The 16,255-nt window shown below is 68.8% G+C and carries 14 protein-coding genes; 9 read left to right on the forward strand and 5 right to left on the reverse strand.

Going from position 1 to position 16,255, the window contains the following annotated elements:
• Positions 1 to 37: 37 nt before the first annotated feature.
• A complete protein-coding gene (locus NFC98_RS08270) occupies positions 38 to 1,471 on the reverse strand; it encodes an FAD-binding oxidoreductase (RefSeq protein WP_254277606.1) in 1,434 nt (477 codons plus the stop codon).
• Between the two features lies 1 nt (position 1,472).
• A complete protein-coding gene (locus tag NFC98_RS08275; RefSeq protein ID WP_254277607.1) occupies positions 1,473 to 2,774 on the reverse strand; it encodes an L-fuconate dehydratase in 1,302 nt (433 codons plus the stop codon).
• A 160-nt stretch (positions 2,775 to 2,934) separates the two neighbouring features.
• Here NFC98_RS08275 and NFC98_RS08280 point away from each other — a divergent pair, with 160 nt between their 5' ends.
• Positions 2,935 to 4,110 carry a transposase gene (locus NFC98_RS08280; protein ID WP_254277608.1) on the forward strand — a complete coding sequence of 392 codons (1,176 nt, stop codon included), beginning with the start codon at positions 2,935 to 2,937 and terminating at the stop codon, positions 4,108 to 4,110.
• A 36-nt stretch (positions 4,111 to 4,146) separates the two neighbouring features.
• On the opposite strand, the gene NFC98_RS08285 is transcribed toward NFC98_RS08280, so the two are convergent.
• Positions 4,147 to 5,310 carry a fumarylacetoacetate hydrolase family protein gene (locus tag NFC98_RS08285; protein ID WP_254277609.1) on the reverse strand — a complete coding sequence of 388 codons (1,164 nt, stop codon included), beginning with the start codon at positions 5,308 to 5,310 and terminating at the stop codon, positions 4,147 to 4,149.
• Positions 5,311 to 5,506: 196 nt separating this feature from the next.
• On the opposite strand from NFC98_RS08285, the gene NFC98_RS08290 reads away from it, so the two are divergent.
• The 8 genes from NFC98_RS08290 (at position 5,507) to nanR (ending at position 13,486) form a co-directional block, all read left to right on the forward strand.
• Complete coding sequence (locus NFC98_RS08290; protein WP_254277610.1) at positions 5,507 to 6,271, forward strand: SDR family NAD(P)-dependent oxidoreductase; 765 nt, start codon at positions 5,507 to 5,509, stop codon at positions 6,269 to 6,271.
• Positions 6,268 to 7,266 carry a 4-hydroxythreonine-4-phosphate dehydrogenase PdxA gene (pdxA, locus tag NFC98_RS08295; RefSeq protein ID WP_254277611.1) on the forward strand — a complete coding sequence of 333 codons (999 nt, stop codon included), beginning with the start codon at positions 6,268 to 6,270 and terminating at the stop codon, positions 7,264 to 7,266. Before NFC98_RS08290 ends, pdxA begins: the two co-directional genes overlap by 4 nt.
• Entirely contained in the window at positions 7,263 to 8,459 is a 1,197-nt protein-coding gene (locus tag NFC98_RS08300; RefSeq protein WP_254277612.1) for a four-carbon acid sugar kinase family protein, read from the forward strand. The genes pdxA and NFC98_RS08300 overlap by 4 nt, the downstream gene beginning before the upstream one ends.
• Positions 8,460 to 8,557: 98 nt before the next feature.
• A complete protein-coding gene (locus NFC98_RS08305) occupies positions 8,558 to 9,553 on the forward strand; it encodes a sialic acid TRAP transporter substrate-binding protein SiaP (protein WP_254277613.1) in 996 nt (331 codons plus the stop codon).
• Between the two features lie 67 nt (positions 9,554 to 9,620).
• Positions 9,621 to 10,154 carry a TRAP transporter small permease gene (locus NFC98_RS08310; RefSeq protein ID WP_254277614.1) on the forward strand — a complete coding sequence of 178 codons (534 nt, stop codon included), beginning with the start codon at positions 9,621 to 9,623 and terminating at the stop codon, positions 10,152 to 10,154.
• Positions 10,155 to 10,201: 47 nt separating this feature from the next.
• A complete protein-coding gene (locus NFC98_RS08315) occupies positions 10,202 to 11,581 on the forward strand; it encodes a TRAP transporter large permease (RefSeq protein WP_254277615.1) in 1,380 nt (459 codons plus the stop codon).
• Positions 11,582 to 11,605: 24 nt separating this feature from the next.
• Entirely contained in the window at positions 11,606 to 12,697 is a 1,092-nt protein-coding gene (locus NFC98_RS08320; RefSeq protein ID WP_254277616.1) for an Ldh family oxidoreductase, read from the forward strand.
• Between the two features lie 66 nt (positions 12,698 to 12,763).
• Positions 12,764 to 13,486: a transcriptional regulator NanR gene (gene nanR, locus NFC98_RS08325; RefSeq protein WP_254277617.1), complete on the forward strand. Its 723-nt coding sequence runs from the start codon at positions 12,764 to 12,766 to the stop codon at positions 13,484 to 13,486.
• Between the two features lie 78 nt (positions 13,487 to 13,564).
• Here the strand turns inward: nanR and NFC98_RS08330 are convergent, their stop codons facing one another.
• Positions 13,565 to 15,205: a UxaA family hydrolase gene (locus tag NFC98_RS08330; RefSeq protein WP_254277618.1), complete on the reverse strand. Its 1,641-nt coding sequence runs from the start codon at positions 15,203 to 15,205 to the stop codon at positions 13,565 to 13,567.
• Positions 15,183 to 16,253 carry a zinc-binding alcohol dehydrogenase family protein gene (locus NFC98_RS08335; RefSeq protein WP_254277619.1) on the reverse strand — a complete coding sequence of 357 codons (1,071 nt, stop codon included), beginning with the start codon at positions 16,251 to 16,253 and terminating at the stop codon, positions 15,183 to 15,185. Before NFC98_RS08335 ends, NFC98_RS08330 begins: the two co-directional genes overlap by 23 nt.
• Positions 16,254 to 16,255: the final 2 nt, after the last annotated feature.

Below are 16,255 nucleotides of genomic sequence, written 5' to 3' on the forward strand. Positions count from 1 at the left end.
ACGCCTTCCTGCCTCGCTCCTTTCCGGGCGAGGCCAGTCACTGCCTGTCGGGCAATATCCGGCCCGGGTTCATCAGCCCGGCCGGGTCGAACAGTGCCTTGATGCCCTCCACCAGTTCCCGCTCCACCGGCGAGAGACGCGCCAGGTAGGCGGCCTGCTTGGTGCGGCCGATGCCATGCTCGGCGCTGAGGCTGCCGCCGAACTCATCGAGGATCTCGAACAGCCGGGTCTCTAGGTCGTGGAGGTGTGCCTTCTTCTGCGCTTCGGCCATCCCCGCCGGCGGCAGGATGTTGAAGTGCAGGTTGCCGTCGCCGACGTGGCCGTAGGCGATGATCTCGCAGTCGGGGGAGCGTTCATGGATCGCTCGGCTGGCCCGCGTCACGAAGTCAGGGATCGCCGAGATGGGCACCGAGATATCGGTGCGCAGGTGTTCGCCGCGCCGCCGCTGTCCCTCCAGCATGCTCTCGCGGAACAGCCATAGCCTTGCCGCCTGGGCGTCGCTAGAGGCCAGTGCGCCGTCCCTGATCAGGTCGGCCTCCATGCCGTGGGCCAGCAGCCCCTCGAGCATGGCGTCCAGGTCCAGGGCGCCGCTTGCACTGACCTCCATCAACACGTACCAGGGGTGGGGTGCGTCCAGCGGATCGGTCAGCTCGGGGGTGGCCTCCATGGCGAGCTCCAGGCAGCGCCGGGGGATCAGCTCGAAGGCGCTGAGCAGGTCGCAGCACTCGCGCCGCGCCTGGCCGTAGAGGGCGATCACCGCTTCCACCGAGGGCAGCCCGAGCAGTGCCGTGCGGCTCTGAATGGCGCGGGGCGAGAGCTTGAGCACCGCGCCGGTGACGATACCCAGCGTCCCCTCGCTGCCGAGGAACAGCTGGGCGAGGGCATAGCCGCGGTTGTCCTTGTGCAGGGCGGTCAGGCCGTCCCAGACCCGGCCGTCGGGGAGTACCACCTCCAGCCCCAGCACCAGCTGACGCATCATGCCGTGGCGCAGCACGTTGAGGCCGCCGGCGTTGGTGGCGATGTTGCCACCGATCTGGCAGCTGCCCTGGGCGCCCAGCGAGAGCGGGAAGTCGCAGTCATGCTCGGCGGCCGCCTGCTTGACGGTCTCCAGGATGCAGCCGGCGTCCACCGTCATGGTGAAGTTGACCGGGTCGATGTCGCGGATCCGGTCCAGGCGCTCCAGGCTGATCACCAGCTCGCCGCCGCCGGCGGCGGGCAGGGCGCCGGCCACCAGGCCGCTGTGGCCGCCCTGGGGCGTCATGGCCACGCCGTGGGCCTGGCAGAGTCGCACCGTCTCGGCCACCTCTGCGGTAGAGGCGGGGCGTGCCACCGCCAGCGGCAGGCCCAGGCGCTCCCCCGCCCAGTCGCTCAGGTAGCGGGCCATGGCCGCGGGGTCGCGCAGCAGGCCGCGCTCCCCCAGGCGCTGGTGCAGGGCATCGAGCAGGTCTGCGTGCGGGCTCGGGTGGTCCATGTCACGCCTCCTCCTGCCAGGCGGCACCGTCGGGGAAGCGGTGCTGGGCCAGGGCGTCGGGGCTCATGGTGATGCTGTAGCCCGGCGCTTCGGGGACCCGGTATCGACCGCGCTCGATCACCACCGGATCGAGGAAGTGCTCGTGGAGGTGGTCGACATACTCCAGCACGCGCCCCTCGAGGCTGCCGGAGACGGCGATGTAGTCGAACAGCGAGAGGTGCTGGGTGTATTCGCACAGGCCCACGCCGCCGCCGTGGGGGCAGACCGGCACGCCGAACTTGGCGGCCATCAGCATCACCAGGATCACCTCGTTGAGCCCGCCGAGGCGGGCGGCATCGAGCTGGCAGTAGTCCAGCGCCTCGGCCTGGAAGAACTGCTTGAACATCACCTTGTTGTGGCAGTGCTCGCCGCTGGCCACGCCGATGGGGGCCACGCGGTGGCGGATCTCGGCGTGGCCGAGGATGTCATCGGGGCTGGTGGGCTCCTCGATCCACAGCGGGTCGAACTCGGCCAGACGGCGCATCTTCGCCACCGTCTCGTCGACCTCCCACACCTGGTTGGCATCCATCATCAGCACGTTGTCCCAGCCGATCTCCTCGCGCAGCAGCGCGGCGCGGCTAGCATCTTCCTCAAGGTTGCCACCGATCTTCTGCTTGAAGTGGGTCCAGCCCTGGGCCAGGGCCTCGCGGGCGAGGCGCCGCACCTTGTCGTCGTCATAGCCGAGCCAGCCCGCAGAGGTGGTGTAGCCGGGGTAGCCGTCGCGGCGCATCTCGGCCTCGCGGTCGGCCTTACCGGCCTGCTGCCGGCGAAGCAGCGCGATCGCCTCCTGCGGGGTCAGGGCGTCGGTGACGAAGCGGAAGTCGAGGCAGCGCACCAGCTGCTCCGGGGTCATGTCGGCCAGCAACTTCCACACCGGCTTGCCCTCGCGCTTGGCCCACAGGTCCCAGAGGGCGTTGACGATGGCCGCGGTGGCCAGGTGGATGGCGCCCTTGTCGGGGCCGATCCAGCGCAGCTGGCTGTCCCCGGTGAACTCCCGCCAGAAGGCGCCCATGTTCTCGGTGATGGCGGCCAGGGAGCGCCCCTCGACCAGCGGTGCCAGCGAGCGCACCGCGGTGACGACGATCTCGTTGCCGCGACCGATGGTGAAGGTCAGGCCGTGGCCCTCGGGTCCCCCGTCGTCGACGTGGAGGATCACGTAGGTGGCGGAGTAGTCGGGCGCGGCGTTCATGGCGTCCGAGCCGTCCAGCGAGCGGGAGGTCGGGAAGCGGATGTCCTGGACCTCGACTTGGGTGATGGTGGTCATCGATTGCTCCGAATGGGGGTGTACGGTTCAGCAAAAATCCGCGTGAACCCTCGCCCACTCGGGCGGGGAGGTAAGCGGGCAGTGCGATAGCACTGCGGGGTTTGCAGCATTTGGCCAGTCGGAATAAGCTGTTCATATATCCAGTATCTGGCGGATTGCTATGCTGAAGGCCACGAAGATACGTATCTATCCTACGACCGAGCAGGCGGCGTTCCTGAACCGCCAGTTCGGCGCGGTGCGTTTCTGCTACAACACCGGTCTTCGCATCATATCTCATCGCTACCAGCGTCACGGGCAGTCGCTGAGCGCCAAGCACGACATCAAGAAGCTCCTGCCGGTCGCCAAGACATCGCGCAAGTACGGCTGGCTGAAAGAGGCGGACTCCATGGCCCTCCAGCAGACGTGCCTGAACCTCGATCATGCCTTCCAGCGCTTCTTCGATCCCAAGCAGAAGGCCGGCTATCCGCGCTTCAAGAGCAAGCGGGGCAAACAGTCCAGCTATCACTGCGTCGGCGTCAAGGCCGGCGACGACTGGATCAAGGTACCCAAGCTCGGACCGATCAGGGCCAGGATGCATCGCAAGGTCGAGGGTAGACTGAAAAGCATCACCCTGACCCGTACCGCCTCCGGCAAGCACTACGCCTCGTTGCTCTTTGACACCGAGCAGGCCGCTCCCGAGCCGATCCAGTCCGTCGAGGGTAACAAGGTGATTGGCCTCGACATGGGGCTGTCGCATCTGGCCATTGACTCCAACGGCCGCAAGATCGCCAACCCTCGCTTCCTCAAGCGGGCGCAGCAAAACCTCAAGCGCAAGCAACAGGCGTTGTCCCGCACGAAGAAGGGCAGCGCCAATCGCGCCAAGGCACGATTACTTGTCGCCAAGGCGCATGAGCGGGTCGCTAATGCCCGCCACGACTTCCAGCACAAACTTTCTCGACAGATCGTTGACGACAACCAAGCGGTGATCGTCGAGACGCTGAAGGTCGGCAACATGATGAAAAACGCCCGCCTCGCCAAACACATCGGCGATGCGTCCTGGTATGGCTTGATCACCAAGCTGGATGACAAGGCCAGGGAGCAGGGCAAGTATCTGGTCAAGATTGACCCGTGGTTTGCCAGCTCCAAGACCTGCCATGTCTGCCATCACAAGAGGGACGCCATGCCGTTGAACGTCCGGTCGTGGGAGTGCCCGGCCTGCCACACACAGCACGACCGGGACATCAACGCGGCGTTGAACATCAAGCATCAAGGCATCATCCAGTTGAAGGCGGAAGGGCTGTCCGTCTCTGCCCATGGAGGCTTGCGTAAGTCCGGCACATCGCCGGCTGCTGCCTGAGAAGTGGGAAGCCTCGCCCGCTAGGGCGGGGAGCAGTCACCGGTTTGCCAGGTGGCGCATCAGGTCGCGGATACCGTAGGTCCAGGGCGGCAGTCGGTCGCTGCGGCCGACCGGGTTGACCAGGGCGCCCAGTGCCGGGGTGGCGATGGTGACTCGGTCGCCGAGGTGGTGGGTGAAGCCCTGGCCCGGGCCATCGCGATCCTGGATGGGGGAGAACATGGTGCCGAGGAACAGCATGAAGCCGTCCGGGTACTGGTGGTGGTCGCCGATGGTCTGGCGGACCAGGTCGAGCGGGTCGCGGCTGATCTCGCGCATGTCGCTGGCTCCCTCTAGCCGGAAGCCGTCGTCCTCGCCCTCGATGCGCAGCGAGACCTGGCACTGGCGCACGCTGTCGAGGGTGAAGCGCTCATCGAACAGGCGGATGAACGGGCCCAGGGCGCAGGAGGCGTTGTTGTCCTTGGCCTTGCCCAGCAGCAGGGCGCTGCGCCCTTCGATGTCGCGCAGGTTGACGTCGTTGCCGAGGGTGGCGCCCTTGACCCGGCCGCGGCTGTCCACGGCGAGCACGATCTCGGGCTCCGGGTTGTTCCAGCGCGAGGCGGGATGCAGGCCCACGGCGGTACCAAAGCCCACCGAGGAGAGCGGCTGGGCCTTGGTGAACACCTCGGCGTCCGGCCCGATGCCTACCTCCATGTACTGGGACCAGGCGCCCCGCGCCTGCAGGGCCTGCTTGAGGGCCATCGCCTCGTCGGACCCCGGGGTGATGCGCGACAGGTCGGTGCCGATCATCGCCTGGAGCTCGTTGCGCAGCTCGGTGGCGCGGGCCGGGTCGCCGCCGGCCTGCTCCTCGATGACCCGCTCGAGCAGGCTGACCGCGAAGGTCACGCCGCAGGCCTTCACGGCCTGGAGGTCGCAGGGCGCCAGCAGGTAGGGCGCCCGGGCCGGGCTCGCCTGGGAGTTGGCGATCAGGTCTTCGAGGCGGCCCAGCGACGGCCCCTCGGCGTCGCGCACCATCGCCAGCGGATCGTCGTGCTCCAGCAGATCGGCCATGGTCGGCCCATGGGCCGTGATGTCGATCACCTCGCCTTCGCGCACCGTGACCAGCGCCGGGCCGGGGCGGTCGCCATCGCACCAGACGCGGCCGACCAGTCGTGCCTCGGTCAGGTCATGGGGAAGAGAGTCTGCAACGGACAGGGGATTCATCGGCGCCTCCGGGTCGGCGAACTGGCGGTTGGTCCGCCAGCGCCTATCATGTTATTGATGTCGTGCTGTATGACAGGTATGCCATCTGTGACTCACTCTAGCGCACCCTCCGGTTTCGGGTCGATAGCCATCGCCACGGGCCGAGAAAGGGCTGGGAGAGTGGGTCGTTCATCACGCCAGCCTTCAGGAGAGTGGCATGTTCGACGAGTGGAAGGGCAAACGGGTATTGATCACCGGCGCCAGCCGGGGCATCGGCGCGGCGGTCGCCAGGCAGCTGGGGGCGCTGGGGGCGAGGGTGGCGGTGCACTACCACGCCAGCGAAGCGCCGGCCGAGGCGGTGGTGCAGGCGATCCGTGAGGCCGGCGGCGAGGCCTTCACGGTCAAGGGCGATGTCAGTCGCGCCGGCGAGGCAACGCGGATCGTCGATGAGGCCGCCAGCGGGCTCGGCGGGCTGGACGTACTGATCAACAACGCCGGCGACATGCTGGGCCGGGTCTCCCTGGATGAGATGGACGACAGGCAGTACGACCGGGTGATGGATCTCAATGCCCGTTCCGTGGTGATGGCGAGCCGGGCGGCACTGCCCCATTTCCGCCGGCAGGGCAGCGGCAACATCATCCACACCACTTCCATCGCGGCGCGCAACGGTGGGGGCCTCGGCGCCGGCCTCTACGCCTCGGCCAAGGGCTTCGTCAGCACCCTGACCCGCAACATGGCCAAGGAGCTGGCCGGCGAGCATATTCGCGTCAATGCCGTGGCGCCGGGCACCATCGCCACCGACTTCCATGGCCGCCACTCCAACGAGGACCACCTGGCGGCGGCCCGCGCCTCGATTCCCATGGGGCGGCTGGGTACCTCGGAAGAGTGCGTGGGGGCCTACCTGTTCCTGGCCACCGATGCGCTGAGCGGCTATGTCACCGGGCAGGTGATCGAGGTCAACGGCGGGCAACTGATGCCATGAGTACCGCGACCCGCTACGACATCGCCATCACCATGGGCGACCCGGCCGGGATCGGCCCCGAGATCATCTGTCGCGCCCTGGCGGCCATGACGCCTGCCGAGCGCGCTACCACCCTGGTGGTCGGCGACCCGGCCATCTATCGCCGCGCCGCCGAGATGCTCGGAGCCGCGCTGACCTTCGTCCCCCTCGATGCTCCGTCGGCGCCGGCGGACAGCGTGGCGGTGGCGGTGGTCGAGCACCCCGCGGGCGAGGCGATGCCCGACGGGCAGATCAGCGCCGCCGCCGGCGACATGGCCTTTCGCTGCGTAAAGGCGGCGGTGGAGCTGGTGCAGTCGGGACGCGCCGGCGTGATCGTCACCGCTCCGCTCAACAAGGCGGCGCTGCACGCCGCCGGCCATCACTACGACGGCCATACCGGTATGCTGGCGGCGCTGACCGGGGCACCGTCCTCGTTCATGCTGCTGGCTTCCGAGACGCTCTCGACCCTGCATGTCTCGACCCATGTGTCGCTGCGCGAGGCGATCGAACGGGTCTCCCCCGAGCGCATCACCGCCACGGTCAAGGCGGGCCACGCGCACCTGGTCAAGCTGGGCATGGCGGCGCCGCGCATCGCGGTGGCCGGGCTCAACCCCCACTGCGGCGAGGGGGGGATCTTCGGCGACGAGGACGACCGGATCATTGCCCCGACGGTACGGGCGCTGCGTGAGCAGGGGCTGGACGTGCAAGGGCCGATCTCGGCGGACACCGTCTTCTACCGGGCGAGCCGCGGCGAGTTCGACCTGGTGGTTGCCCAGTACCACGACCAGGGCCACATCCCGGTGAAGCTGATCGCCTTCGATACCACGGTCAACGTCAGCCTCGGCCTGCCGATCCAGCGCACCTCGGTGGACCACGGCACGGCCTTCGATATCGCCTGGCAGGGGCGGGCGGATGCCACCAACCTGGGCTCGGCCATCGCCTACGCCCGCCGGCTGGTGGCAGGACAGGCTGCATGAACCGCTGCCGGGTGGCGATCGTCGCCGACGACCTGACCGGGGCACTGGATGCCGCCGCACCCTTCGCCGCGAGGGGGGCCGTGACCCGGGTGGTGATCGCTCTGGAGCAAGTGGAGAAGGCGCTTTCGTCCTGGGCGGGCGACATGCCCGAGGTGATCGCCGTGAATACCGAGTCCCGCCACCTGGCGCCCGAGGCCGCCGCGGCGCGGGTGGCCCGGGCGGCCCGCGCCCTGGCGCCCCTCGCCCCCGAGTGGTGGTTCAAGAAGATCGACTCCACCCTGCGCGGCCAGGTGGTGGCCGAGGCCCTGGCGCTACGCCGGGCGACCGGTCGCCGTGTGCTGCTGGCCCCGGCGGTACCGGCCCAGGGGCGCATCGTGCGTGATGCCGAGGTGTGGGTGGACGGCGAGCCGCTGGCCGCCACGGCCTATGGCCAGGATGCGCGCTCGGCGCCGCCGGTGGGCCCGCTGGACCGACTGTTTGCCGAAAAGGGGGTGCCGCTGGTTCGCTATCGACCGCTGCCGGGGGCCCTCCTGCCGGACACGGACTGCGTCTGCGATGCGGCCGTCCCGGCGGACCTGGCGCGGATCCAGGACGCCATGGGCGCGGCCGCCGCCGACTGGCTGCCGGTGGGAGCGGCGGGGCTGGCCGTGGCCATGGCCCGGCGGCTGTTCGGCGAGGGGAGACCCCGTCAACCGTCCCTTGCAGGGATAACGCGGCGCCTCTATGCGCTGGGGTCGAGAAGCCCCCGCGCCGCCGAACAGCTGGCCCGCTTGCGCCAGGCCTCGCCCGGGCTGGCGGTGGTCGAGGCGCTGGGGCTGGGCACGGTCGAGCCGGCAGCGGAGGAGGGTGGCCTGGTGGTAGTGCCCGGGACCGGTCAGGCCTCGGCCGAGGCGGTCGCGGCGGCCATGGGCGAGCGGGTCGCGGGCCGGGTGGCGGCGTGGCCGGCGGGCGCCGGGCTGCTGTTGCTGACTGGCGGTGACACTGCCATGGCGGCGCTGCAGCGGCTCGGCGTGGCGTCCATCGAGGTAGTGGCCGAGTGGGCCCCGGGTGTGCCTCTGGGGCGCCTGGAGGGCGACCCGGCGCGACCGGTGATCACCAAGGCGGGAGGCTTCGGGGAGCCTGATTTGCTGGCGGCGCTCGAGCGGGATCTGGCGGCCTCGACACGGGCCGCGAGCGAGTGTGACCAAGGTTGACGATCCGGGTATTGCGCGCCCACGCCAGAGCGTCTAACTTGGTCACTGGTGGTATGATACGTATACAGCACGACACTCAGCCTAAGGAGAACAACAAGATGACTCAACCACGCCAACTCAAGCTGGCTCGCTGGGTATCCATGACGCTGCTGGCCTCGAGCATCGGCATCGCCGGGATGGCCCAGGCCCAGGAGACCCTTCGCTTCGCTCACGTCTACGAGACCTCCGAGCCCTTCCATAAGTGGGCCGAGTGGGCCGCGGAGCAGATCGAGGAGCGCACCGAGGGGCGCTACACCATGCAGGTCCACCCCGCCTCGTCGCTGGGCAAGGAGGAGGACATCAACGAGGGCCTGGAGCTCGGCACCGTGGACGTGATCTACACCGGCACCCAGTTCGCCGGCCGCTCCTACGGGCCCATCGGCATCGCCGGTGCCGCGTACATGTTCCGCGACTTCGATCACTGGCAGGCCTACGCCGACAGCGACCTGTTCCAGGAGATCGCCGAGGGCTACCAGAATGCCACCGGCAACGTGCCTGTCGCGCTCAACTACTACGGCGAGCGCCACGTGACCTCCAACAAGGCCATCAACACCCCGGCGGACATGGAGAATCTGCGCATCCGCGTGCCGAACGCTCCCCTCTACATGATGTTCCCGCGGGCGGCCGGCGCCAACCCGACCCCGATCGCCTTCGACGAGGTCTACCTGGCGCTGCAGCAGGGCGTGGTAGATGCCCAGGAGAACCCGCTGCCGACCATCCGTGCCAAGGCCTTCCACGAGGTCCAGGACTATATCAACCTCACCGGGCACATCACCGATTCCCTGATCACCATCGTCGGCGGCCCGCGCTGGAACCGGCTCTCCGAGGAGGACCGCGAAATCTTCCGCGACGTGTTCGAGGAGGCGGCGCGCAACAACACCGCCGAGATCGTCCAGGCCGAGCAGGACCTGGTTGCCTGGTTCGAGGAGCAGGGCAATACCGTGAATCAGGTCGATCGCACCCCCTTCCGTGACGTGGTGATGCCGCATCACCTGGGCGACGCGGCCACCTGGGACGAAGAGACCTACGACCGCCTGCAGGCGATCGGTCAGTAACCCCTTCTCTTCATCCTGACCCCTGCGCCGCCCGGTACGCCGGGCGGCGCAGGCAAGGAGGCCAGCCATGTCCGAAAAACCCGAAGGTCAGGGGCCCGTCATCGATTTCGAGGCGGCCTTCGAGGACGATGACGACTTCCGTTTCGCCGATCACGCCGTCGAGGACTACGTCACCCTGGTGGTGTTCTGGGCGCTGATCTTCGTCGTCTTCCTGCAGTTCTTCACCCGCTATGTCATGGGCGACTCCACCACCTGGACGGAAGAGATCGCTCGCTACCTGCTGATCCTGGTGGGTTTCATCGGCAGCGTGATGGCCGTGCGCAAGGGCAGCCACATCATGGTGGAGTTCTTCTACCACTACATGCCGCCGTGGCTGGTCAGGATCCTCAATATCCTGGTCGATCTGGCCTGCGTGCTGTTCTACAGCATGATGGCCTGGATCACCTATCAGCTGGCCGGCCGCACCGGGGGCATGATGATCTCGGTGGATGTGCCCAAGAGCGTGCTCTACTACGCCGTCTGTGCCGCCTTCGTGATGATGGCCCTGCGTGGCGTCCAGCGCATGGTGAAACACTATTTCTCCGAGCCGGGTCGCCCCTAGCCGGGCAATACCTCCCTCAACAACGACAACGCTGCAAGAGGCCCTGCATGTCCCGACTCTCCGTGATGCGTTGGCAGAAGCCCATCGTCACGCCGCTGCTATCGACGCTGGCCGTACTCGGCTGCGTGATCCTGGCGGTGATGGGCTACCATCTCTCGTTCCTGTTCTTCTCGCTGTTCACCATGCTGGTGCTGGGCGTGCCCATCGCGGTCAGCCTGGCCGGCTCCTGCCTGCTGTTCGTGCTGATCACCGGACAGGTGCCCAACGTGGTCATTGCCCACCGCATGATCAACGGCATCGACAGCTTTCCCCTGCTGGCGATCCCCTTCTTCATCTTCGCTGGCAGCCTGATGAACAACGCCGGCATCACCGAGCGCATCTTCAACTTCGCCAAGGCCCTGATGGGCTGGATGCGCGGTGGCCTGGGGCACGTCAACGTGGGGGCGAGCATCGTCTTCTCGGGGATGTCCGGCGCCGCGGTGGCCGACGCTGGCGGCCTCGGCATGATCGAGGTGAAGGCGATGAAGGATGCCGGCTATGACGAGGAGTTCGCCGTGGGCATCACCGCGGCCTCCTCGACCATCGGGCCGATCATTCCTCCCAGCCTGCCGATGGTCATCTACGGCGTGATGGCCTCGGCCTCGGTGGGGCAGCTGTTCGCCGCGGGCCTGATTCCGGGGCTGCTGATGGGCGCGATGCTGATGGCGATGATCTTCCTGATCTCGCGGCGCCGTGGCTACCAGCGCGATGCCGTGTTCTCGTTCGGCGTGCTGGGGCATACCTTCGCCCGGGCCTTCCTGTCGCTGATGACGCCGGTGATCATCGTCGGTGGCATCATCACCGGGGCCTTCACGCCCACCGAGGCCGCCGTGGCCGCGGTCTTCTACGCGCTGATCCTCGGCGTGGTGGTCTATCGCACCCTGACCTGGCGCAAGCTGCTGCGGGTCAGCATGGAGACGATCGAGACCACCGCGGTGATCCTGTTCATCGTCTCGGCGGCATCGATCTTTGCCTGGATCCTGACCAGCAACCAGGTCACCCAGAGCGTCATCGCCCTGCTCGGTCCCTTCGCCGACAGCAAGGTGGCGGTGCTGATGATGACCAACATCGTGCTGATCATCGTCGGCTGCTTCATGGAGACCATTGCCGCCATCACCATCCTGGTGCCGGTGCTGCTGCCGCTGGCCGTTGCGGTGGGGGTCGATCCGGTGCACTTCGGGGTGATCATGGTGCTGAACCTGATGATCGGCCTGCTGACGCCGCCGGTGGGCATGGTGCTCTACGTGCTCTCCCGCGTGGCCAACGTCAGCTTCGAGCGCTGCATGCGCGGCACCATCCCCTTCCTGATCCCGCTGGTGATCTGCCTGCTGCTGGTGACCTTCATCCCGTCGCTGTCCATGTGGCTGCCCACCCTGGTCTACCGCTGATCCCAAGAGAGGAGCCATTCGACGATGAACGATACCCGGCATGACCCGCGACAGCAGGAGGTCCGCGTCGCGGTCGACGACCTGGAGCGCTTCATGGGTGAGGCGCTGACGCGGGCCGGTGCGGACGCGGCCTCCTCGGCCGCGGTCACCCGCGCCCTGGTCACGGCCTCGCGCATGGGCACCGACAGCCACGGCCTGCGGCTGCTGCCGCACTATATCCGGGCCCTCGAGGGAGGGCGGATCAAGGGGGCGCCCGAGATGCATTTCACCCGGCGCCTGCCGGCCACTGGCGTCCTTGACGCCGGGGATGGCTTCGGCCACCTGGCCGGCTACACCGCCATGGCCCATGCGGTGGAGATGGCAGAAGCGGTCGGCCTGGGCGCGGTGGCGGTGGGGCACTCCTCCCACTTCGGCGCCGCCGGCTGCTATGCGCTGGCCGCCGCCGAACGCGGCATGATCGGCCTGTCCTTCTGCAACTCCGACCCCTTCGTGCTGCTCCACCAGGGGCATTCGCCCTTCCATGGCACCAACCCGATCGCCTTCGCCGCGCCGGTAGAGGGGCAGTCTCCCTACCTGCTGGACATGGCCACCAGCTCGGTGCCCTGGAACCGCGTGCAGCAGTATGGGGCCATCGGGCGCGAGCTGCCGGACCAGGTCGCCGCCGACGCCCGGGGCCGGGTGACCCGGGTGCCGGCCGAAGTGGCGGCCCTGCTGCCCCTGGGCGGCAGCGACTTCGGCTTCAAGGGGGCGGGGCTCGGCGGCATGGTGGAGGTGCTGAGCTCGACCCTCTCCGGCATGCTCAACGGCTTCCGGCTGCTGCCCATGGGCGGGCCGGACATGGCGACGCCGCGCGGGGTCGGGCACTTCTTCCTGGCCCTGAACCCGGCGGCCTTCGTCGACCGGGCGACCTTCGCGGCCTGCCTGGCCGAGTACCTGGCCGACCTGCGAGCCCAGCCGGCGGTCGACGGGGCCGAGGTGCTGGCCCCCGGGGATCGCGAGTGGCGCTGCCTGGCGCGACGCGACGCCGAGGGCATCCCCCTCGACAGTGCCAACCAGGGCGCCTACGCGACCCTGGCCGAGACCCTGGACGTGCGGCCGCTGCGGCATCTGGCCTGAGCGGGGCAGGGCCGGAATGCGGTAAGATGGACACTCTGAACACCGGGTCACCAGGAGAATCAGCCCATGTCTCGATATCGGATCGAGCGCAAGACGCTTTCCGAGCAGGTCGCCGAGCAGCTCGAGGCGGACATCCTCGACGGGCGGCTTGGCGAGAACGACCAGCTGCCCTCCGAGCGCGAGCTGATGGAGCAGTTCGGCGTCGGGCGCCCGGCAGTGCGCGAGGCGCTGTTCCACCTGCAGCAGCTCGGGCTGATCGCCATCAACAGCGGGACACGCGCCCGGGTGATTCGGCCCACCGCCGAGGCGGTGATGGCGCGGCTCTCCGGGGTGACTCGCCAGCTGCTCTCCAAGCCCGACGGCCAGCAGTACTTCCAGGAGGCCCGGGCGCTGTTCGAGATCTCGCTGGCCCGCTATGCGGCTCGCCATGCCGGCGACGAGGACCTGGCGCGCCTGCGCGAGGCGCTCCAGGAGAACCGTGACGCAGTGGGCGATGAGGCGCGCTTCAAGCGCTCCGACAACGACTTCCACGGCGTGCTGGCGAGCATCGCCCGCAACCCCATCTTCGACGCCATCCACGTGGCGCTCTCCGAGTGGCTCGATGACCGCCGCGCCCAGGTGCTGCAGCAAAAGGACGAGGACAAGGCGGCGCTGGCGGCGCATATCGAGATCGTCGAGGCCATCGAGTCCCGCGACCCGGACGCCGCCGAGGCGGCCATGCGCCGCCACCTGGATCGCCACTACGGCACCTACATGCAGCTCAAGAAGCGCCTTTCCGACGCAGGTTGATTCGCCGCCGTGCCGCACCCAAAGGCCCGCCCCCCTCAGGAGGCGGGCCTTTGCGTACTGTGCATAGGGGGCATCCGGCTACAGCGAGACGCCGCGCTTCCAGGGGATGAAGTCGTACTGGGCGAGCTCCACGGCGCGGGGGGCGTAGCGCCCCGAGGCGGTGTCGATGCACAGCCGCAGCAGGCGGTCGGCCAGCTCGTCCATGCTCGCTTCGCCGCGGATGATGGGGCCGGCATCGAAGTCGATCACATCATTCATTCGCGCGGCGAGCTCGCTGTTGCTCGAGATCTTGATCACCGGGGTGATGGGGTTGCCGGTGGGCGTGCCCAGTCCGGTGGTGAAGAGGATCAGGTTGGCGCCGGAGCCGGCCAGGGCGGTGGTGGACTCCACGTCGTTGCCCGGCGAGCAGAGCAGGTTGAGGCCGGCCCGCGTGTGGGGCTCGGTATAGTCGAGTACATCCACCACCGGGCTGTCGCCGCCCTTCTTGGCGGCGCCGGCCGACTTCATGGCGTCGGTGATCAGGCCGTCGCGGATGTTGCCCGGGGAGGGGTTCATGGAGAAGTCCGCGCCCACCCGGGCGGCGTGGCGCTGGTAGGCGTCCATCAGCGCTCGGAAGCGCTCGGCCACGGCGTCGTCGCGGCAGCGGGCGATCAGTTCGTGCTCCACCCCGCACAGCTCGGGAAACTCGCTGAGGATGCCGCTGCCCCCGAGCGCCACCAGCCGATCCACCACGGCGCCCACCAGCGGGTTGGCGGAGAGGCCGGAGAAACCGTCGGAGCCGCCGCACTCCACGCCCAGGGTCAGCGCCGAGAGCGGCGCCGGGGCGCGCTCGACCCGGTTGGCCTCGGCCAGGCCATCGAAGATGGTGGTCAGCGCCTCGCGGATCAGCGCCGATTCGCTCGTGCTTGCCTGCTGCTCCAGGTAGTGGACCGGGCGCAGGCCGTCGGGGTCGCGCTCTGCCACCGCCTCCTTGAGCATGTCGATCTGCGCCTTCTGGCAGCCCAGGCTCAGCACCGTGGCGCCGGCCACGTTGGGGTGGCAGATATAGCCGGCCAGCAGCCGGCACAGCGCCAGGGCGTCGTCGTCGGTGCCGCCGCAGCCCAGGGTGTGGGTCAGGAAGCGCACCCCGTCGACGTTGGGAAAGAGCCGTTCGCCGGCAGGCGCGGGCGGGGCTGTGCCGGTGGCACCGTGGAGCAGCTCGCGGGCCATCTGCTTGTAGTCGCGGTAGGGGTCCTCGCCCAGGGCATCGGCCACGCACTGGCGCAGCACCTCGATATTGCGGTTCTCGCAGAACACCAGCGGCACCACCAGCCAGACGTTGGCGGTGCCGACGCCGCCGTCGGGGCGGTGGTAGCCATCGAAGGTCACCCCCTCGAACGCCGTCACCTCGGGGGCGCGCCATTCGCCGCGCCGCGCCTGAGGCTCGGTGGTGGCGGTGCTGTGCTCGGTATTGTCGGTGGTGATGGCCGCGCCCGCGGGGATGGGGCGCGTGGCGCGTCCCACGGTGACGCCGTACATGATCACGGTGTCGCCGGGAGCGAGGTCGTGCAGGGCGAACTTGTGCTTGTGGCGGATCGGCTCGGCCAGGCGCAGCCGGCCCCCGTCGTCGTCGATCTCGCTGCCGGCGGGCAGGTCCTTGAGGGCGACGCGCACGTTGTCGTCGGCGTGCACGCGCAGGCTGGCCAGCTGGCCGTGTTCACTGGCGATGGTCTGGGGCATGGACGGCCTCCGCTTCGGCGTGTTCCGGGAATTCGAGTTCGATCATCGCCTTGACCACGCCGCTGCCCGGGACGCACCAGCCGGGCAGGTGATCGGGCAGGGCGTCGAGTTCGGCGCGGTGGGTGATCATGGCGCTGGCCTCAAGGCGGCCCGCCGCCATCAGCCGGCACACCGTGTCGAAGTCCTCGCGGGTGGCGTTGCGGCTGGCGAGCAGGGTCATCTCGCGACCGTGGAAGTCGGGATCGTGGAAGGCGATGTCCGCCTTGACGATGCTGACCAGCACGTAGCGGCCGGCATGGGCGACCAGGTCGAAGCCGCGGCACATGGCGGTGGGGTTGCCGGTGGCGTCGAACACCACGTCGGCCAGTTCGCCGTCGCCGAGGACTGCCAGGGCGGCGGGAACGTCCTGATCGGCAGGGTTCAGCGTCTCCAGGATGCCCAGCCGCTCGTGGCAGAAGGCCAGCCGCTCGGCGTTGGTGTCGACCATGACCACCCGGGCCCCGCGTTCCCGGGCCAGCTGGGCCACGCCCATGCCGATGGGCCCGGCGCCGACGACCACGGCGAGCTCCCCCTCGGCCAGTTCGCTGCGGCGTACCGCATGGGCGCCGATGGCCAGGCATTCGACCAGGGCGAGCTGGTCGAGCGACAGGGAGGCGTCGCTCACCAGGTGATCGGCGGGGACCGCCAGGGTGTCGCACATGCCGCCGTCTCGGTGCACCCCGATCACCTGCATCCGGCGGCAGCAGTTGGTGCGGCCCCGGCGACAGGCCCGGCATTCTCCGCAGTGCAGGTAGGGGATGACATAGGCCTGCTGGCCCACCCGCGCCGGGTCGACCCCGTCACCCACCGCCACGATCTCGCCGGCCAGCTCGTGGCCGAGCACCCGGGGGTAGGTGAAGTAGGGCTGGTTGCCACCATAGGCGTGGATATCGGTACCGCACACCCCGACCCGGCGGATGCGCAGCAGCGCCTCGCCGGGCCCGCACGACGGGGCGGCGCGCTGCTCGAGGGTCAGGTGGCCAGGGGTCTGGCAGACGACGGTGCGCATGG

Origin of the sequence: Halomonas sp. 3H, from assembly GCF_024206005.1 — a bacterium.
In the GTDB taxonomy this organism is placed as follows: Bacteria; Pseudomonadota; Gammaproteobacteria; order Pseudomonadales; family Halomonadaceae; genus Halomonas; species Halomonas campaniensis.